We start from the raw sequence: 19,085 nt of genomic DNA on the forward strand, positions 1-19,085 counted from the left end.
TAAAGTTGCCGCATTCAGAACGTGAAAAGATCAGGATGCGCTATGCAAAACAGTGAACTCGAAAAAATCGTTAATCAGCAGCTTAACAGCGCAGGCTTCAGCGACTATGCCCCGAACGGTCTTCAGGTTGAAGGCCGGGCGGAGATTCAAAAAATCGTTACCGGCGTGACGGCCTGCCAGGCGTTGCTGGATGAAGCGGTACGCCTGCAGGCGGATGCGGTACTGGTGCACCACGGCTACTTCTGGAAAAGCGAAGCCCAGGTGATTAAAGGGATGAAGCGCAACCGGCTAAAAACGCTGCTGGCGAACGATATCAACCTGTATGGCTGGCATCTGCCGCTGGACGCGCATCCCGAACTGGGCAATAACGCCCAGCTGGCAAAAATGTTTGGTATTGAGGTGAAAGGCGAAGTGATGCCGCTGGTTCCCTGGGGCGAGTTGGCCGAGCCTTTAACGGGTGAACAGCTAAAAGAACGTATCGCTACCGTTCTGCAACGCGAACCGCTGCACTGTGGCGACAACGCGCCCGCGCAGATTCGTCGCGTGGCCTGGTGTTCCGGCGGCGGGCAGGGCTTTATCGACGCGGCAGCGGCAGCTGGCGTAGATGCTTTTATCTCCGGGGAAGTTTCCGAGCAGACCATCCACAGCGCGCGCGAGCAGGGCATACACTTTTTTGGCGCAGGCCATCACGCTACCGAACGCGGCGGCATTAAAGCCTTAGGCGAGTGGCTGGCGCAACATCACGGCCTGGACGTCACCTTTATCGATATCGATAATCCAGCCTGAAGACTAACGGGCGGTTACTGCGCCGCCCAAAGAGATGCCTGCGTCAGGGACTGGGCGCAACGGAAATCACAGAAAATCCTGCTACGCCATCCACACCCGCTCCGGGGGCATGCTGTCGTGCCGTGTCCTGCAATATCGCCTCGTGCACCTCTTCCTGAGTAGGTTCGCCGTCGCTTTCCAGCAGGACTTCGTCAGATCGGGTTTGACCTTCCACTTCGTGTTCGTAAGTAATTTTATATGTCGTAGCCATCAATACCTCCGTAAGACAGAAGTATTAAGCGTAGCTGCTGTGCAGCGCCTGCCGCGCTTTTTCGTCGTTTAACCTGGCGCAACCTTCTGTTACGTCAGCATTGACACCGCTATAACATTTCCGCATAACTGTTTCTTCTTTCTGGAAAACAGTGGCCTTGCCAACGGGCCCGGAGGAGCGTTTTGCAACGAGCACGTTGTTACCTTTTAGGCGAACGCGCGGTAGTGCTTGAGCTGGAACCCCCCGTCACTCTTGAGAGCCAGCAGCGTATTTGGGGCCTGTCGCAGCGGCTGGCCGATCGTGCAGAGGTGACGGAGGTCATTCCCGGCATGAACAACATTACGGTGATCCTGAGCAACCCGGAGCAGCATGCGCTGGACGCCATCGAATGGCTGCAAAGCTGGTGGGAAAAAAGCGAAGCGCTGGTGCTGGAAACGCGTGAAATTACTATTCCGGTAATTTACGGCGGCGCGGCAGGGCCAGATCTGGAGGTTGTGGCGCGCCACAGCAAGCTGACGGCAAAGCAGGTAGTGGAGGCGCATGCGGCAGGCCGCTATGTGGTTTTCTTCATTGGTTTCCAGCCAGGCTTTCCCTATCTGGCCGGACTGGACGAGCGGCTTTACACGCCGCGCCGCGCCGAACCCCGCATTCAGGTGCCTGCCGGTTCGGTTGGCATCGGCGGTAGCCAGACGGGCGTTTATCCGCTTGCCGCGCCCGGCGGCTGGCAGCTTATCGGCCAGACTTCCGTTGCACTGTTTACGCCCGAACAACAACCGCCAACCTTTCTGCGGCCGGGTGATAACGTCCGCTTTGTGCCGCAAAAGGAGGGCGTATGCTGAAAATCATTCGCGCCGGGATGAGTACCACGCTACAGGATGCGGGCCGCACCGGCTGGCGTCAGTACGGTATCGGCAGCGGCGGCGTGCTGGATTACCCGGCGATGGCAACGGCTAACCTGCTGGTCGGCAATGATAAAAACAGCCCGGTGCTGGAAATCACGCTGGGGCAGTTCTGTGCGGAATTTACCCGTGACGGCTGGATAGCGTTGACCGGTGCAGGCTGCCGCGCAGAGCTGGACGGCAAGCCTGTCTGGACCGGCTGGCGCACCGCCGTACGTAAAGGCTCGCGGCTGACCCTCAAAATGCCGTTGCGGGGAATGCGCAGCTATTTAGCGCTGGACGGCAGCTTTGCCGCCGTGCCGGTTTTAGGATCGTGCAGTACGGATATCAAAACCGGCTTTGGCGGTTTTGCCGGACGCCAGATTGAAGATGGCGACAGCCTGCCGCTGGGCGAGCCTGGCCGCGTTTTCCGCAAACCGGCGGGCGTTCGCCAACTGCTGTTTGATAACCGCGTTCGGGCAATGATCGGGCCTGAATACCATGAGTTCAGCCGTGAGAGCCGGGACCTGTTCTGGCGCACCAGCTGGCGGCTCAGCCCGCAGAGTAACCGCATGGGCTATCGCCTGGAGGGCCGCGTGCTGGCTCGTCAGGCAGAGCGCGAAATGCTATCGCACGGCCTGCTGCCCGGCGTCATTCAGGTGCCGCCAAACGGCCAGCCGATTGTCCTGATGGCGGATGCGCAAACCACCGGCGGCTATCCGCGTATTGCCTGCGTTATTGAGGCGGATCTTTATCATCTGGCGCAAATCCGCCTGGGCGAGCCCATCCATTTTATTCACTGCACGTTAGAAGAGGCATTACAGGCGAAGCGCGAACGCCAGCGCTCGCTGGAGCAAATGGCCTGGGGATTAGCCAATGAAGATTGATTTAAACGCCGACCTGGGCGAGGGCTGTGACCACGATCGCGAACTGCTACAGCTGGTCTCATCGGCCAATATCGCCTGCGGTTTTCATGCCGGAGATGCGGACACCATGCGACAGTCCGTGCGCTGGGCGCTGGAATATAACGTTCAGATTGGCGCGCATCCGTCATTTCCGGATCGGGAAAACTTTGGCCGTACGCGCTTTACCCTTCCGCCAGAGACGGTTTATGCGCAAACGCTGGAGCAGATTGGCGCGCTTCAGGCTATTGCGCAAAGCGAAGGCGGCAGCGTAACCCACGTCAAGCCACACGGCATGCTTTATAACCAGGCCGCACAAGAGCCGGCGCTGGCAGAGGCGATTGCTCGCGCGGTAAAAGCAGCGGATCCGCAACTGGTGTTGGTTGGCCTGGCAGGAAGCGAATCTATTAAGGCCGCCAGAAAAGCAGGGCTGATGACCAGGGAAGAAGTTTTTGCCGATCGCGGCTATCAGGCCGACGGTTCGCTGGTGCCGCGCTCGCAACCGGGCGCGCTGATAGAAAGCGACGAGCAGGCGATTAGCCAGACGCTGGACATGGTGCAGCTGGGCAAGGTTCGCGCTATCACCGGTGAGTGGGTAGATGTAAAAGCCGAGACCGTGTGCCTGCACGGCGACGGTGCGCACGCGCTCGTCTTTGCGCGTCAGCTGCGCGCCGCTTTCGCTCGTCACGCTATCACCGTCAGCGGCCGTTAACCCGGCCCTCTCTCAAATCGCTATCTGGCATTGCCTTTGCATTCTTTTTCACTGGCCGTTTTCGCGACGGCCATTTTATTTTCTCTCCCTTACTGCGCTGCAGGTTACAAAGACTCATTTATTATCAGGAGGATAAATGGAGAACGCCGTCAATCTCTGGCCGCTGGTGGGTATTGCCGCCATCGTGCTGGGTTTTCTGTTACGTTTTAACCCCGTGCTGGTGGTATTGGTAGCCGGACTGATCACCGGTCTGGCGGCGAAGATGCCGGTCGCCGATATTCTGGAAAAGCTGGGCAGCGGATTTTTAAATACCCGCAACCTGCCGTTAATTCTGCTGCTGCCGCTGGTGGTTATTGGCCTGCTGGAGCGTCACGGGTTAAAAGAGCGGGCGCAGGCCTGGATTGCCCAAATCAAAAGCGCCACGGCGGGAAGACTGCTGATGGTTTATTTGCTGGTGCGCGAACTCACCGCGGCAATGGGGCTGACCAGCCTTGGCGGCCATCCGCAGATGGTGCGGCCGCTGCTGGCCCCGATGGCAGAAGGCGCGACGGAGAATCGCTACGGCGAACTGCCGCCTGACGTTCGCCATCGTCTGCGCGCAATGGCGGCGGCAACCGATAACGTCGGGCTGTTTTTTGGCGAAGATATTTTCGTCGCCTTCGGTGCCATTATCTTTATGCATAACTTTATGCAGGAGTCGGCCGGTATTGAAACCGATCCGCTAAAGATTGCTGTCTGGGGCATTCCAACGGCCATTTGCGCTTTCCTGATCCACGCTTTCCGCCTGCGTCGTCTGGATAAAAAGCTGGCTGCCGAACTGTCGGCTCTGAACGCGCAGGCGTTGCAAAGCAAAGGAGGGCGCTGATGTTTCAGCTGCATTATCTTTACTGGCTGGCGGGATTGATTCTGCTGGTCGTGGCCGTGATGTCATGGCGGGACGAGAAAAATCCACGCCGTTTAACTACCGGCTTGTTCTGGGCGCTGTATGGCTTGGTCTTTTTTATCGGCGATGGGGCCGCAGCATGGCTTGGTGCGCGAACGCTGCATATCGCCATTGGTCTGGTGGTGGTGGTTATGGCGCTGATTGCCGGTCTGGGCGGCGTGAAGCTGGGTTCTTATCATCAGCGTACGCCGCAGGAAAGAGAAGCGAGCGCTAAGCGTCTCGGTAACCGCCTGTTTCTGCCCGCGCTGGCCATTCCCGTGGTTACGGTGATTGGCGTACTGCTGTTTAACAATCTGCCCGGTTTACGTACGGCGGTCTTTGGCGCGGGCAATAACGCCACGCTGGTCACGCTGTTTTCGATGATGGTGGGCTGTCTGGCAGGCTGGCTGATTGCGCTAAAAATGACGCGTGAGGCACCCGCGCAGTCAGTTCAGGAGGCGCGTCGCCTGCTGGATGCTATCGGCTGGGCGTTTATTCTGCCGCAGATCCTTGCCACGCTTGGCCTGCTGTTTACCGCCGCCGGCATGGGTACGGCTATATCTCACCTGACGGAAACCTGGCTTGCCGTTGATAATCGTTTTGTTGCAGTGGCGACTTATGCCATTGGTATGGCGCTGTTGACGATGGTAATGGGTAACGCTTTTGCGGCCTTCCCGATCGTCACCGCCGGTATCGGTATTCCCATTCTGGTCGTGCAGCATCACGGCGATCCGGCGGTAATGGCGGCCATCGGCATGTTTTCCGGCTACTGCGGCTCGCTGATGACGCCAATGGCCGCCAATTTCAATATCGTTCCCGCCGCGCTGCTGGAGCTTCCTGACCGCAATGCGGTGATCAAAGCTCAGGTACCAACCGGCGTGCTATTGTTAATAGTGAATATTTTCCTTCTCTGGTTCCTGATGTTCCGCTGAGGTTACTGATGAAAAACGTACTGATCGCCGCGTTTGAGCCGTTTGAAGGTGAACCGGTTAATGCTTCCTGGGAAGCCGTTAGCCAGCTGCATGAGCGCTTAATCTGCGGCGCACGGGTAGTGGCGAAGCAGCTTCCCTGCGTGTTTGGCGAATCGCTGACGGAGCTGCATAAAGCCATGGACGAGCTGGCGCCGGAGCTGGTTATCGTGGTGGGGCAGGCCAACGGCCGACCTGATATCACGGTTGAGCGGGTAGCCATCAACATTGACGACGCGCGCATTGCCGATAATGCAGGCCAGCAGCCCGTGGACGAACGCATTGTAGAGGATGGCCCGGCCGCGTATTTCACCACGCTGCCGATCAAGGCCATTGTGGAAGGCATTCGCGAAGCCGATATTCCCGCCTCGGTCTCGCAAACGGCTGGCACCTTTGTTTGCAATCACGTGCTGTACGGGCTGCTGCACCGGCAGGTAAAGCAGGGTGGTCGCGGCGGCTTTATCCACGTTCCGTATCTGCCGCAGCAGGCGGTCAGGCATCCGGGCGCGGCCAGCATGCCGTTACAGACGGTGGTGCTGGCGCTGGAGATGGCGCTTACCATCACGCTAACCGTTGAGCAAGATATAAAACTGACGGGAGGCGCTACCCATTAATCGACTAACAAGGAGGCACCATGCCGGAAGGCCCTGAAATCCGCCGCGCTGCGGACAAACTGGAACAGGCGATTAAAGGCAAAACGCTGACCGAGGTCTGGTTTGCTTTCCCCCAGTTAAAAACCTACGAATCTTCGCTGACCGGCGAACGCGTTGAGGCCATAGAAACGCGTGGCAAGGCAATTCTGACCCACTTCTCTAACGGATTGATTTTGTATAGCCATAACCAGCTGTACGGCGTCTGGCGCGTCGTCAAGAGCGGCACCGAGCCGCAAAGCAATCGCGTGCTGCGCGTTAAGCTGGCGGCGGAAGACAAAACGCTGCTGCTGTACAGCGCTTCCGATATCGAACTACTCAATGAAGACACGCTGGCAGCACATCCTTTTCTGCTGCGCGTTGGGCCGGACGTGCTGGATATGACGTTAACGGTGGCAGAGGTGAAAGAACGCCTGCTTTCAACGCGCTTCCGGCGACGCCAGTTTAGCGGCCTGCTGCTGGATCAGGCTTTTCTGGCCGGGCTGGGCAACTATTTACGCGTGGAAATTCTCTGGCAGGCCGGTCTCGCGCCGCAGCGTAAAGCACAGGATCTGGACGCAGAACAGCTGGATACGCTGGCGGAGGCGCTGCTGGCAATCCCGCGCCTGTCTTATAAAACGCGCGGCGTAGCCAAAGAGAACAAACATCACGGCGCGCTGTTCAGCTTTAAGGTTTTTCATCGTGCGGGGAAAAAGTGCGAGCGCTGCGGTGGGATTATTGAAAAAACGTCGCTGTCATCGCGGCCGTTTTACTGGTGCCCAGGTTGTCAATATTAAGATCTCGTATTTTGAGAATATTGTTGATAAAAAATGGGCTGTTTATTTAAAATATTAATGATGTGTTTTTTATTTTTTTTCTGATGTTGCCCTTTTAATAAGGGCATGCAGTTTATTTTCGGTTGGATCGCTTTTACAGCAAGCGGGTATTTTAAAATAAGGAGGAAGGGCATAAGCTAAGCAGGCTACTACCCACATATATATAATTTCTAACAGGTAAATATAATGAATTCCAAAATTAAATATTTTCTAATTATGACTACGCTGGCTGGTGTTCTGAATACGTCTCTGGCCATTGCTGCTTCTAAGTGTACGCCCGCTACGGCAGACGGAATAAGCTGCGTCTGTTTGCCCGACCCTGTCGGCTGTATTGATAGTAACGACGGCGGTCTTCGTCCTTAATCTTTTTGCCTCATGATAATACCCAGCTATTGAAAAGCTTAATGTTATTAATAAAAAAGCGCCGCAGTGCGGCGCTTCTGCTCTTACAGCATGAGATTACTTCGTAGCGGATTTAAACTCGCGCTGGTCGTAACCGGTATAAAGCTGACGCGGACGGGCAATTTTAATGCCGTCATCGTGCATCTCTTTCCAGTGTGCAATCCAGCCCACGGTACGCGCCATCGCAAAGATAACGGTAAACATAGACGAAGGAATACCCATCGCTTTCAGGATCAGACCTGAATAGAAGTCGACGTTGGGATAGAGTTTACGCTCAATAAAGTACGGATCGTTCAGCGCGATATGCTCCAGCTCCATGGCCACTTCCAGCAGGTCGTCCTTCATACCCAGCTCTTCCAGCACTTCATGGCAGGTTTCACGCATTACCGTGGCGCGCGGGTCATAATTTTTATACACGCGGTGACCAAAGCCCATCAGACGGAAGGAGTCGTTCTTGTCTTTCGCGCGACGGATAAATTCTGGAATGTGCTCAACCGTTTTGATCTCTTCCAGCATACGCAGGCAGGCTTCGTTGGCGCCGCCGTGTGCCGGTCCCCACAGGGAAGCGATGCCTGCGGCGATACAGGCAAACGGGTTTGCGCCGGAAGAGCCAGCGGTACGCACGGTAGAGGTAGAAGCATTCTGCTCATGGTCGGCGTGCAGGATCAGGATACGGTCCATTGCGCGTTCCAGCACCGGGTTAACCACATACTCTTCACAAGGCGTGGAGAACATCATGTTCAGGAAGTTACCGGCATAGGAGAGGTCGTTGCGTGGATAGACGAACGGCTGGCCGATCGAATATTTGTAACACATCGCGGCGACGGTAGGCATTTTGGACAGCAGACGGAAAGCCGCAATTTCGCGGTGACGTTCGATATTCACGTCCATCGCATCGTGATAAAACGCCGCCAGCGCGCCGGTCACGCCGCACATGACCGCCATAGGATGCGAATCGCGACGGAAGCCGCGGAACAGATGGTGGATCTGCTCGTGGATCATGGTGTGGCGGGTAACGATAGTGCGGAATTCGTCAAACTGCTCTTTGGTTGGCGCTTCGCCATTCAGCAGGATATAGCACACTTCCAGATAGTTGGAATTCAGCGCCAGCTGATCGATAGGGAATCCACGGTGCAGCAGGATGCCTTCGTCACCGTCGATATAGGTAATTTTGGATTCACAAGAAGCGGTGGAGGTAAAGCCCGGATCGAAAGTGAAATAGCCTTTAGAGCCAAGAGTGCGAACGTCGATCTCTTCCTGACCCAGCGTGCCGCTTAGCACGTTAAGTTCAATAGCATCTTCGCCTGGCAGGTTAAGCGTTGCTTTTTTATCAGCCATTTTAAGTCTCCTTAGCGCCTTGTCGATGAATCTATGACATCTGAAACGCCGTTATGTCCACCGTCGCGTGCTAAAAAGCAATATCAACTCTGTGGCAGTTAATCATGTGCAGGGTACAGAGTGACGGCGCGTACTGGCCGGAAGAGCACAAACAGGTTTTGTTTAGCAGTTGTTAAAGATTCGGTATGGTCGTAGCTTACAAACCAGATACTTAATAAGTATATATCACCAATGTTACATAACTTGTGCTTAGGGGAAAGTGTATCCCCATAACTTTTGTGCATCATAGAACTTTTAGCGCCCAGTTTGTAACAAAAATGTTGAAGTTTTGTCAAATCAGATAATTAAATTTGTATTAAATGTAAAAAGCGTGAGTCAGATCACTGTTTCACCTAATTTTCACCTGGATGTTTGTAGGGTAATTGTAATGAGATTGTGATCGACTTATACTGCGGCCAGGTCTCCGGAATACCCTGACACCAGGAGCCACCCAGCGTTTTAGCGCCACAATTAACACTGGATGTTGCTGTTTTGGTGCCGGTTCACAGTTGCAATGCTTATGTATTCAGCTGTCACCTTCAGGACCGGAGGAAGCAAAATAAGAAAGGCTCTGTGGGCAAAACCGTGAAAAAACAAAGACCTGTCAATCTGGATCTCTCAACGATCCGTTTTCCCGTTACCGCAATCGCGTCCATTCTCCACCGCGTATCCGGCGTTATTACGTTCGTTGCCGTTGGCATACTGCTCTGGTTACTGGGCCTGTCGCTGTCGTCGCCGGAAGGCTTTCTGCAGGCATCCGCCGTTATGCAGAGCTTCTTCGCTAAATTCATCATGTGGGGCATTCTGACCGCGCTGGCGTACCATACCGTCGGCGGCATTCGTCACATGCTGATGGATTTTGGTTATCTGGCGGAAACTCAGGTAGTGGGAACGCGTTCGGCGCAAATCTGTTTTGGTATCACCGTCGTGCTTTCAATTCTGGCTGGAGTCCTCGTATGTTAAGCAACGCTTCTGCACTGGGACGCAATGGCGTTCATGACTGGCTGCTGGTACGCGCTACTTCTATCGTAATGACGGTCTACATCGTCTATATCCTCGGCTTCTTCGTGATGACGGACACGCTGACCTACGATATCTGGCGCGCTTTTTTTGCCTCCTCCGTAACCAAAGTATTCACGCTGCTGACGCTGTTCTCCATTCTGATGCATGGCTGGATAGGGATGTGGCAGGTGCTGACAGACTACATCAAGCATCTGGCAACGCGTCTGCTGTTGCAGATGGCGATTGTGGTAGCGCTGTTTGTCTATGCGATTTATGGAACTGTTGTTGTGTGGGGTGTGTAAAAAATGAAGTTGCCAGTCAGAGAATTTGACGCCGTTGTTGTCGGCGCTGGTGGTGCAGGCATGCGTGCCGCGCTACAGATTTCCCAATCGGGCCAGACCTGTGCCCTGTTATCCAAAGTTTTCCCGACCCGTTCCCACACTGTTTCCGCGCAGGGCGGGATTACCGTCGCGCTGGGCAACACCCATGACGACAACTGGGAATGGCACATGTATGACACGGTGAAAGGCTCCGACTATATCGGTGACCAGGACGCCATTGAATATATGTGTAAAACCGGCCCGGAAGCGATTCTGGAGCTGGAACATATGGGTCTGCCGTTCTCCCGCCTGGACGACGGTCGCATCTATCAGCGCCCGTTCGGCGGCCAGTCGAAAAATTTCGGCGGCGAGCAGGCTGCACGTACTGCGGCAGCCGCTGACCGTACCGGTCACGCCTTGCTGCATACGCTTTATCAGCAGAACCTGAAAAACAAAACCACCATCTTTTCCGAATGGTACGCGCTGGATCTGGTGAAAAACGCCGATGGCGCGGTGGTCGGCTGTACCGCGCTGAATATTGAAGATGGCGAAGTCGTCTACTTTAAAGCCAAAGCCACCGTGCTGGCTACGGGCGGCGCGGGCCGAATTTATCAGTCCACTACCAATGCGCATATCAACACCGGCGACGGCGTTGGCATGGCGCTGCGCGCTGGCGTGCCGGTGCAGGATATGGAGATGTGGCAGTTCCACCCAACCGGTATCGCGGGTGCGGGCGTGCTGGTGACGGAAGGTTGTCGCGGCGAAGGCGGCTATCTGCTGAACAAGCATGGCGAACGCTTTATGGAACGCTATGCGCCAAACGCGAAAGACCTGGCGGGGCGTGACGTGGTTGCCCGTTCAATGATGATTGAGATCCGTGAAGGCCGCGGCTGTGAAGGCCCGTGGGGCCCGCATATCAAGCTGAAGCTCGATCATCTGGGGAAAGACGTTCTGGAAGCGCGCCTGCCGGGCATTCTGGAGCTGTCCCGTACCTTTGCCCACGTCGATCCGGTCAAAGAACCTATTCCTGTTATCCCTACCTGTCACTACATGATGGGCGGTATCCCGACCAAAGTAACCGGTCAGGCGCTGACGCTGAACGAGCAGGGCGAAGATGTGGTGGTGCCGGGCCTGTTCGCCGTGGGCGAAATTGCCTGCGTATCCGTACACGGCTCTAACCGTCTGGGCGGTAACTCTCTGCTGGATCTGGTGGTGTTTGGCCGCGCGGCTGGCCTGCACTTACAGCAGTCCATTCAGGAGCAGGGCGAACTGCTGGACGCAACGGACGACGAGATTGACGCTTCACTGGCGCGCCTGAACCGCTGGAACAATACTCAGTCTGGTGAAGATCCGGCCGAGCTGCGTAAAGCGCTGCAAACCTGTATGCAGAATAACTTCTCGGTATTCCGCGAAGGCGAAGCGATGGCAAAAGGTTTAGAAGAGCTGAAAGTGCTGCGTAAGCGTCTGCAAAACGCGCGTCTGGATGACCGTTCGCCAGATTTCAACACTCAGCGCATCGAGTGTCTGGAACTGGATAACCTGATGGAAACCGCTTACGCCACCGCCGTTGCTGCTAACTACCGTACCGAAAGCCGTGGCGCGCATAGCCGCTTCGACTATCCAGATCGTGATGATGCAAACTGGCTGTGCCACAGCGTCTATCTGCCGCAGAGCGAAAGCATGGCCCGCCGTGAAGTTAACATGGCACCGAAGCTGCGTGCGGCCTTCCCGCCAAAAGCGCGTACCTACTAGTTTGCGGAGAGTAAGATGAGAATCGAATTTTCAGTTTATCGTTACAACCCGGACGTAGACGACGCGCCCCGGATGCAGGACTACAGCCTGGAGTCCGAAGAAGGGCGGGATATGATGCTGCTGGACGCCTTAATACGTCTGAAAGAAAAAGATCCGACACTGGGCTTCCGCCGCTCCTGTCGCGAAGGCGTTTGCGGCTCCGACGGCATCAACATGAACGGTAAAAACGGCCTGGCCTGTATCACGCCGGTTTCCGCGCTGGGCGCGGGAAAACGTAAAATTGTGATCCGTCCGCTGCCCGGTTTGCCGGTTATCCGCGATTTGGTAGTAGACATGGGACAGTTCTACACTCAATATGAGAAAATTAAGCCTTACCTGTTGAATAATGGAGAAAATCCACCGGCACGCGAGCATTTACAGCAGCCGGAACAGCGTGAAAAGCTGGATGGCCTGTATGAGTGTATCCTTTGTGCATGCTGCTCCACCTCCTGCCCGTCGTTCTGGTGGAATCCGGACAAGTTTATCGGGCCGGCGGGGCTGTTGGCCGCTTACCGTTTCCTGATCGACAGTCGCGATACGGAAACCGGTCCGCGCCTGGACGATCTCAGTGATGCCTTCAGCGTTTTCCGCTGCCACAGCATCATGAACTGCGTCAGCGTCTGTCCAAAAGGGCTGAACCCGACGCGCGCCATCGGCCACATCAAGTCGATGTTGCTGGCGCGAAGCGCATAAGCGCGTACCGTCCGGGAGCCTGGCTCCCGGCTGTTTTATCAGGCCACGCCTGCAGGCGTGACCGAGGGCAAGCCGCTCACGCGGCGCGGGGCTTAGCTGTTCCGTTACATAATCACGGCAAAAAAAAGCATATTGCTTTAAGGGATCACAATGCAGAACAGCGCGATGAAACCCTGGCTGGACTCCTCCTGGCTGGCCGGCGCGAATCAGACCTATATAGAGCAACTCTATGAGGACTATCTAACCGATCCTGACTCTGTCGATGCGGCCTGGAAAGAGCTGTTTCAGCAGCTTCCGGGCCACGGGGTCAGGCCAGAGCAGTTCCACTCCACCACTCGCGAATACTTCAAACGTCTGGCGAAAGATGCTTCTCGCTATACTTCTTCCGTCAGCGATCCCGATACCAACGCCAAGCAGGTCAAGGTTCTCCAGCTGATCAACGCCTTCCGTTTCCGTGGTCACCAGCAGGCCAATCTCGATCCGCTGGGCCTGTGGAAACAGGAATCCGTACCGGATCTGGATCCTGCCTTCCACGATCTTACCGAAGCGGATTTCCAGGAAACCTTCAACGTAGGCTCTTTTGCTTTTGGCAAAGACACGATGAAGCTCGCCGATCTGTTCAGCCTGCTGCAGCAGACCTATTGCGGCTCTATCGGCGCGGAATATATGCATATCACCAACACCGAAGAGAAGCGCTGGATCCAGCAGCGTATCGAATCGGTGGCGGGCCAGGCCTCTTTCTCTACCGATGAGAAAAAAGGTTTCCTGAAACAGCTGACCGCTGCGGAAGGGCTGGAACGTTATCTGGGTGCCAAATTCCCCGGTGCAAAACGCTTCTCGCTGGAAGGCGGCGACGCGCTGGTGCCGATGCTTAACGAAATGATCCGCCACGCGGGCAAAAGCGGCACGCGCGAAGTGGTGCTGGGCATGGCGCACCGTGGTCGTCTGAACGTGCTGATCAACGTGCTGGGCAAAAAGCCGCAGGATCTGTTTGACGAGTTTTCCGGCAAGCACAAAGAGCATCTCGGTACCGGTGACGTGAAGTACCATATGGGCTTCTCTTCCGACGTGGAAACCGAAGGCGGCATGGTGCACCTGGCGCTGGCGTTTAACCCGTCGCACCTGGAGATTGTTAGCCCGGTCGTCATGGGATCGGTTCGCGCTCGCCTGGATCGTCTGGACGAGCCGCGCAGCAGCAAAGTGCTGCCGATTACTATTCACGGCGACGCAGCGGTCACCGGCCAGGGTGTTGTTCAGGAAACGCTGAACATGTCCCAGGCGCGCGGCTATGAAGTCGGCGGTACTGTGCGTATCGTGATCAACAACCAGATTGGGTTTACCACGTCTAATCCACGCGACGCGCGTTCTACCCAGTACTGTACCGATATCGGCAAAATGGTGCTGGCACCGATTTTCCACGTCAACGCTGACGATCCAGAAGCGGTTGCCTTTGTTACGCGCCTGGCGCTGGACTTCCGTAACACTTTCCAGCGTGACGTCTTTATCGATCTGGTTTGCTATCGCCGCCACGGCCACAACGAGGCCGATGAGCCGAGCGCAACGCAGCCGGTGATGTACCAGAAAATCAAAAAGCATCCTACTCCGCGTAAGCTCTACGCAGACCGCCTGGAGCAGGAAAAGGTCGCCAGCCTGGAAGATGCCACCGAAATGGTCAATCTTTACCGCGATGCGCTGGACGCCGGTGAATGCGTGGTGCCGGAATGGCGTCCGATGAGCCTGCATTCGTTTACCTGGTCGCCGTATCTCAATCACGAATGGGACGAAAGCTATCCGTCAACGCTGGATCTGAAGCGTTTGCAGGAGCTGGCGAAGCGCGTTTGCCACGTGCCTGAAGAGATTGAAATGCAGTCGCGCGTAGCCAAAATCTACAACGACCGTGCCGCTATGGCCGCGGGCGAAAAACCGTTTGACTGGGGCGCAGCGGAAAACCTGGCCTACGCCACGCTGGTAGACGAGGGCATTCCATGCCGTCTCTCCGGTGAAGATATGGGCCGTGGTACTTTCTTCCATCGCCATGCGGTTATCCATAACCAGGCAAACGGCTCAACCTATACGCCGTTGCAGCATATCCATAACGGACAGGGCACCTTCCGCGTCTGGGATTCCGTGCTGTCTGAAGAAGCGGTGCTGGCATTTGAATATGGTTACGCCACGGCAGAACCGCGCACGCTGACCATTTGGGAAGCGCAGTTCGGCGACTTTGCTAACGGCGCGCAGGTTGTTATCGACCAGTTCATCAGCTCCGGCGAGCAGAAGTGGGGCCGTATGTGCGGTCTGGTCATGCTGCTGCCGCACGGCTATGAAGGCCAGGGGCCGGAGCACTCCTCCGCGCGTCTGGAACGTTACCTCCAGCTCTGCGCCGAGCAGAACATGCAGGTTTGCGTCCCTTCAACGCCAGCGCAGGTTTACCACATGCTGCGTCGTCAGGCGCTGCGCGGAATGCGTCGCCCGCTGGTAGTCATGTCACCGAAATCGCTGTTGCGTCATCCGCTGGCGATCTCTTCGCTTGAAGAGCTGGCTAACGGCGGCTTCCAGCCGGCGATTGGCGAAATCGACGACATCGATCCTAAAGGCGTCAAGCGCGTGGTGCTCTGCTCCGGCAAAGTCTATTACGACCTGCTGGAAAAACGCCGTAAGAACGAGCAGACCGACGTGGCTATCGTTCGTATCGAACAGCTTTATCCTTTCCCGCACAAAGCGGTGCAGGAAAAACTCCAGCAGTATGCGCACGTGCATGACTTTGTCTGGTGTCAGGAAGAGCCATTAAATCAGGGTGCCTGGTATTGCAGCCAGCATCATTTCCGTGAAGTGGTGCCTTTCGGCGCATCGTTACGTTACGCCGGTCGTCCTGCTTCGGCTTCTCCGGCAGTTGGCTATATGTCCGTTCACCAGCAGCAGCAGCAAGACCTGGTAAATGACGCGCTGAACGTTAATTAATTAAAGGAAAAATAATGAGTAGCGTAGAGATCCTCGTTCCCGACCTGCCTGAATCCGTTGCCGATGCCACCGTGGCGACCTGGCACAAGAAACCAGGCGATACGGTAACCCGTGACGAAGTGCTGGTAGAAATTGAAACTGACAAAGTTGTGCTGGAAGTCCCTGCTTCTGCCGATGGCGTGCTGGAAGCGATTCTGGAAGACGAAGGCGCGACCGTGACTTCACGCCAGGCGCTGGGTCGTCTGAAAGAAGGCAACAGCGGCGGCAAAGAAAGCTCGGCGAAACCGGAAGAGCAGGCATCTACCCCGGCACAGCGTCAGAGCGCTTCGCTGGAAGAAGAGAGCAACGATGCCCTCAGCCCGGCTATTCGTCGCCTGATTGCCGAGCATGGCCTGGAGCCATCCGCGATTAAAGGCACCGGCGTTGGCGGCCGCTTAACGCGTGAAGACGTAGAGAAGCACCTGGCTAAAGCGCCTGCGGCTAAACCTGCAGAAGCAAAAGCGCCGGAAGCCGCCGCCGCGCCGTCACTGGCTGGCCGTAGCGAAAAACGCGTACCGATGACGCGTCTGCGTAAGCGTATCGCCGAGCGCCTGCTGGAAGCTAAAAACAGCACCGCTATGCTGACCACGTTTAACGAAGTCAACATGCAGCCGATCATGAACCTGCGTAAGCAGTACGGCGAAGCCTTCGAAAAACGTCACGGTATCCGTCTGGGCTTCATGTCCTTCTACCTGAAGGCCGTGGTTGAAGCGCTGAAACGCTTCCCGGAAGTCAATGCTTCTATCGATGGCGAAGACGTTGTTTACCACAACTACTTTGACGTCAGCATCGCGGTTTCTACGCCGCGTGGCCTGGTTACGCCGGTACTGAAAGATATCGACGCGCTGGGCATGGCTGATATCGAGAAGAAAATCAAAGAGCTGGCGATTAAAGGCCGTGACGGCAAGCTGACCGTAGAAGAACTGACCGGCGGTAACTTCACCATTACCAACGGCGGCGTCTTCGGCTCGCTGATGTCCACGCCAATCATCAACCCACCGCAGAGCGCCATCCTGGGCATGCACGCCATTAAAGATCGCCCAATGGCGGTTAATGGCCAGGTTGTGATCCTGCCGATGATGTATCTGGCGCTTTCTTACGATCACCGCCTGATCGACGGTAAAGAATCCGTCAGCTTCCTGGTGGCAATCAAAGAGCTGCTGGAAGATCCTTCTCGTCTGCTGCTGGACGTTTAATTTCTGTCGAGCGCGGCGACTGCCGCGCTCCCTGTGAGTGGCCGAAGATCTGGCAAGCTGCCGGATTCGACCAAGTCTTTTCCGAACTGGATGGATTAACAACATGAACTTACATGAGTATCAGGCAAAACAGCTGTTCGCCCGGTATGGCTTACCGGCACCCGTCGGTTATGCCTGCACCACTCCACGCGAAGCGGAAGAAGCCGCTTCAAAAATTGGCGCTGGCCCGTGGGTCGTGAAATGTCAGGTTCATGCCGGAGGCCGTGGTAAAGCGGGCGGCGTGAAAGTAGTAAAAAGCAAAGAAGAGATCCGCGCGTTTGCGGAACACTGGCTGGGCAAACGCCTGACTACCTATCAGACCGATGCGCACGGCCAGCCGGTTAACCAGATTCTGGTTGAAGCCGCGACCGACATCGATCAGGAGCTATACCTGGGCGCGGTCGTTGACCGTGGTACCCGTCGCGTCGTGTTTATGGCTTCTACCGAAGGCGGCGTTGAAATTGAGAAAGTAGCGGAAGAAACGCCGCACCTGATCCACAAAATGGCACTGGATCCGTTAACTGGCCCGCAGCCTTATCAGGGCCGCGAGCTGGCGTTCAAGCTGGGCCTGAGCGGCAAGCAGGTTGGCCAGTTCACCAAAATTTTTATGGGTCTGGCCACTATGTTCCTGGAGCGCGACCTGGCGCTGGTTGAGATCAACCCGCTGGTTATCACCAAACAGGGCGATCTGATCTGCCTGGACGGCAAGCTGGGCGCCGACGGCAATGCGCTGTTCCGCCAGCCGGAGCTGCGTGAAATGCGCGACCCAAGCCAGGAAGATTCCCGTGAAGCGCATGCGGCACAGTGGGAACTGAACTACGTGGCGCTGGAAGGTAACATCGGCTGTATGGTTAACGGCGCGGGTCTGGCGATGGGCACCATGGACATCGTTAAGCTGAGCGGCGGCCAGCCGGCTAACTTCCTGGACGTAGGCGGCGGCGCGACCAAAGAGCGCGTGACCGAAGCCTTTAAAATCATCCTTTCCGACGATGCGGTAAAAGCCGTTTTCGTTAACATTTTCGGCGGCATTGTGCGCTGCGACCTGATCGCAGACGGCATCATGGGTGCGGTAGAAGAAGTGGGCGTTAACGTGCCGGTCGTGGTGCGTCTGGAAGGAAACAATGCCGAGCTGGGCGCGCAGAAACTGGCGGACAGCGGACTGAATATTATTGCAGCAACCAGCCTGAGCGATGCGGCGCAGCGCGTTGTTGCCGCAGCGGAGGGAAAATAATGTCCATTTTGATCGATAAAAACACCAAGGTAATCTGCCAGGGCTTTACCGGCGGCCAGGGGACTTTCCACTCTGAACAGGCGCTGGCTTACGGCACGCAGCTGGTTGGCGGCGTTACGCCGGGCAAAGGCGGCACCGAGCATCTGGGCCTGCCGGTGTTTAACACCGTCCGCGAAGCGGTAGAAGCCACGGGCGCCACCGCCTCCGTTATCTACGTTCCGGCACCGTTCTGCAAGGACGGTATCCTGGAAGCTATCGAAGCGGGTATCAAACTGATCATCACCATTACCGAAGGGATCCCTACGCTGGATATGCTGACGGTAAAAGTGAAGCTGGACGAAGCTGGCGTGCGCATGATCGGGCCGAACTGTCCGGGCGTGATCACGCCGGGCGAATGCAAAATCGGCATCATGCCGGGCCATATTCATAAGCCAGGCCGCATCGGTATCGTTTCCCGTTCCGGTACGCTGACCTATGAAGCCGTTAAACAAACCACCGATATCGGCTACGGCCAGTCGACCTGCGTCGGCATCGGCGGCGATCCGATCCCTGGCTCTAACTTTATCGATATCCTGAAGCTGTTCCAAGAAGATCCGCAGACCGAAGCGATTGTGATGATCGGTGAGATCGGCGGCAGCGCGGAAGAAGAAGCGGCAGCCTTTATCAAAGAGCACGTAACCAAACCGGTTGTGGGCTACATTGCTGGCGTGACCGCGCCAAAAGGCAAGCGTATGGGCCATGCGGGCGCCATTATCGCGGGCGGTAAAGGAACAGCGGACGAGAAGTTCGCCGCGCTGGAAGCTGCCGGTGTGAAAACGGTGCGCAGCCTTGCTGACATCGGCGAGGCGGTGAAGGCCGTTCTGCCGCAGTAAGTATACTGCTGTTATTCACCGGTCAGAAAAGAGCCGGTGAATGATAATGCGTTTCCAACAGCTTCAGGCCGCCTCCGGGCGGCCTTTTTTATCGCTTCACGCACGGCAAGCTATTCTCTCTGACAAAATAAGAACTATTAATCAAATTAAGTTTCCAGAAATAACGTAAAAAATAAAAGCCGCGAACCTTCCCGATATTACATAATTGTTTTAAAGTAATATGTATATTAAATTTCCGCAGGGGTATATGTTAAATTTTTATTTGTCATCTTAAATTTAAAA

19 protein-coding genes are annotated in these 19,085 nt (G+C 55.9%); 17 read left to right on the top strand and 2 right to left on the bottom strand.

Annotated elements, in window-relative coordinates; all coding sequences use genetic code 11:
- Positions 1-42 precede the first annotated feature (42 nt).
- The gene (locus KUE00_RS18760; protein ID WP_246761508.1) at positions 43-786 is read left to right on the top strand and encodes a type 2 GTP cyclohydrolase I; all 744 of its coding nucleotides are present in this window, start codon (positions 43-45) and stop codon (positions 784-786) included.
- A gap of 43 nt (positions 787-829) precedes the next feature.
- Here the strand turns inward: KUE00_RS18760 and KUE00_RS18765 are convergent, their stop codons facing one another.
- Positions 830-1,036 carry a hypothetical protein gene (locus tag KUE00_RS18765; RefSeq protein WP_246761509.1) on the bottom strand — a complete coding sequence of 69 codons (207 nt, stop codon included), beginning with the start codon at positions 1,034-1,036 and terminating at the stop codon, positions 830-832.
- A 182-nt stretch (positions 1,037-1,218) separates the two neighbouring features.
- Here KUE00_RS18765 and pxpB point away from each other — a divergent pair, with 182 nt between their 5' ends.
- From pxpB to KUE00_RS18805, 8 genes are all read left to right on the top strand, one after another.
- Positions 1,219-1,875, top strand: a complete 657-nt coding sequence (gene pxpB / locus KUE00_RS18770; protein ID WP_246761510.1) for a 5-oxoprolinase subunit PxpB — start codon at positions 1,219-1,221, stop codon at positions 1,873-1,875.
- A complete protein-coding gene (gene pxpC, locus KUE00_RS18775; RefSeq protein WP_246761511.1) occupies positions 1,869-2,801 on the top strand; it encodes a 5-oxoprolinase subunit PxpC in 933 nt (310 codons plus the stop codon). Before pxpB ends, pxpC begins: the two co-directional genes overlap by 7 nt.
- Positions 2,791-3,528: a 5-oxoprolinase subunit PxpA gene (gene pxpA, locus KUE00_RS18780; RefSeq protein WP_246761512.1), complete on the top strand. Its 738-nt coding sequence runs from the start codon at positions 2,791-2,793 to the stop codon at positions 3,526-3,528. Before pxpC ends, pxpA begins: the two co-directional genes overlap by 11 nt.
- 136 nt (positions 3,529-3,664) lie before the next feature.
- Entirely contained in the window at positions 3,665-4,393 is a 729-nt protein-coding gene (locus KUE00_RS18785; protein ID WP_246761513.1) for a DUF969 domain-containing protein, read from the top strand.
- A complete protein-coding gene (locus KUE00_RS18790) occupies positions 4,393-5,382 on the top strand; it encodes a DUF979 domain-containing protein (RefSeq protein ID WP_246761514.1) in 990 nt (329 codons plus the stop codon). Before KUE00_RS18785 ends, KUE00_RS18790 begins: the two co-directional genes overlap by 1 nt.
- 8 nt (positions 5,383-5,390) lie before the next feature.
- The gene (gene pcp / locus KUE00_RS18795; RefSeq protein ID WP_246761515.1) at positions 5,391-6,032 is read left to right on the top strand and encodes a pyroglutamyl-peptidase I; all 642 of its coding nucleotides are present in this window, start codon (positions 5,391-5,393) and stop codon (positions 6,030-6,032) included.
- 20 nt (positions 6,033-6,052) lie between these two features.
- A complete protein-coding gene (gene nei, locus KUE00_RS18800) occupies positions 6,053-6,844 on the top strand; it encodes an endonuclease VIII (RefSeq protein ID WP_246761516.1) in 792 nt (263 codons plus the stop codon).
- A 225-nt stretch (positions 6,845-7,069) separates the two neighbouring features.
- Positions 7,070-7,246 carry a hypothetical protein gene (locus KUE00_RS18805; RefSeq protein ID WP_246761517.1) on the top strand — a complete coding sequence of 59 codons (177 nt, stop codon included), beginning with the start codon at positions 7,070-7,072 and terminating at the stop codon, positions 7,244-7,246.
- A gap of 96 nt (positions 7,247-7,342) precedes the next feature.
- On the opposite strand, the gene KUE00_RS18810 is transcribed toward KUE00_RS18805, so the two are convergent.
- The gene (locus KUE00_RS18810) at positions 7,343-8,623 is read right to left on the bottom strand and encodes a citrate synthase (RefSeq protein ID WP_246761518.1); all 1,281 of its coding nucleotides are present in this window, start codon (positions 8,621-8,623) and stop codon (positions 7,343-7,345) included.
- A gap of 612 nt (positions 8,624-9,235) precedes the next feature.
- On the opposite strand from KUE00_RS18810, the gene sdhC reads away from it, so the two are divergent.
- From sdhC to sucD, 8 genes are all read left to right on the top strand, one after another.
- Positions 9,236-9,625 carry a succinate dehydrogenase cytochrome b556 subunit gene (gene sdhC, locus KUE00_RS18815; protein WP_246761519.1) on the top strand — a complete coding sequence of 130 codons (390 nt, stop codon included), beginning with the start codon at positions 9,236-9,238 and terminating at the stop codon, positions 9,623-9,625.
- Entirely contained in the window at positions 9,619-9,966 is a 348-nt protein-coding gene (sdhD, locus tag KUE00_RS18820) for a succinate dehydrogenase membrane anchor subunit (protein WP_246761520.1), read from the top strand. The genes sdhC and sdhD overlap by 7 nt, the downstream gene beginning before the upstream one ends.
- Before the next feature lie 3 nt (positions 9,967-9,969).
- The gene (gene sdhA / locus KUE00_RS18825; protein ID WP_246761521.1) at positions 9,970-11,736 is read left to right on the top strand and encodes a succinate dehydrogenase flavoprotein subunit; all 1,767 of its coding nucleotides are present in this window, start codon (positions 9,970-9,972) and stop codon (positions 11,734-11,736) included.
- 15 nt (positions 11,737-11,751) lie between these two features.
- The gene (locus KUE00_RS18830) at positions 11,752-12,468 is read left to right on the top strand and encodes a succinate dehydrogenase iron-sulfur subunit (RefSeq protein WP_246761522.1); all 717 of its coding nucleotides are present in this window, start codon (positions 11,752-11,754) and stop codon (positions 12,466-12,468) included.
- 150 nt (positions 12,469-12,618) lie between these two features.
- The gene (gene sucA / locus KUE00_RS18835; protein ID WP_246761523.1) at positions 12,619-15,426 is read left to right on the top strand and encodes a 2-oxoglutarate dehydrogenase E1 component; all 2,808 of its coding nucleotides are present in this window, start codon (positions 12,619-12,621) and stop codon (positions 15,424-15,426) included.
- 14 nt (positions 15,427-15,440) lie between these two features.
- Entirely contained in the window at positions 15,441-16,661 is a 1,221-nt protein-coding gene (odhB, locus tag KUE00_RS18840) for a 2-oxoglutarate dehydrogenase complex dihydrolipoyllysine-residue succinyltransferase (protein ID WP_246761524.1), read from the top strand.
- A 103-nt stretch (positions 16,662-16,764) separates the two neighbouring features.
- Positions 16,765-17,931, top strand: coding sequence for an ADP-forming succinate--CoA ligase subunit beta (gene sucC / locus KUE00_RS18845; protein ID WP_246761525.1), 1,167 nt, complete (start codon positions 16,765-16,767; stop codon positions 17,929-17,931).
- Positions 17,931-18,803 (top strand): succinate--CoA ligase subunit alpha, encoded by an 873-nt coding sequence (gene sucD / locus KUE00_RS18850; RefSeq protein ID WP_246761526.1) that lies wholly within the window; start codon positions 17,931-17,933, stop codon positions 18,801-18,803. Before sucC ends, sucD begins: the two co-directional genes overlap by 1 nt.
- Positions 18,804-19,085: the final 282 nt, after the last annotated feature.

Source organism: Erwinia phyllosphaerae, from assembly GCF_019132875.1.
GTDB lineage: Bacteria > Pseudomonadota > Gammaproteobacteria > Enterobacterales > Enterobacteriaceae > Erwinia > Erwinia phyllosphaerae.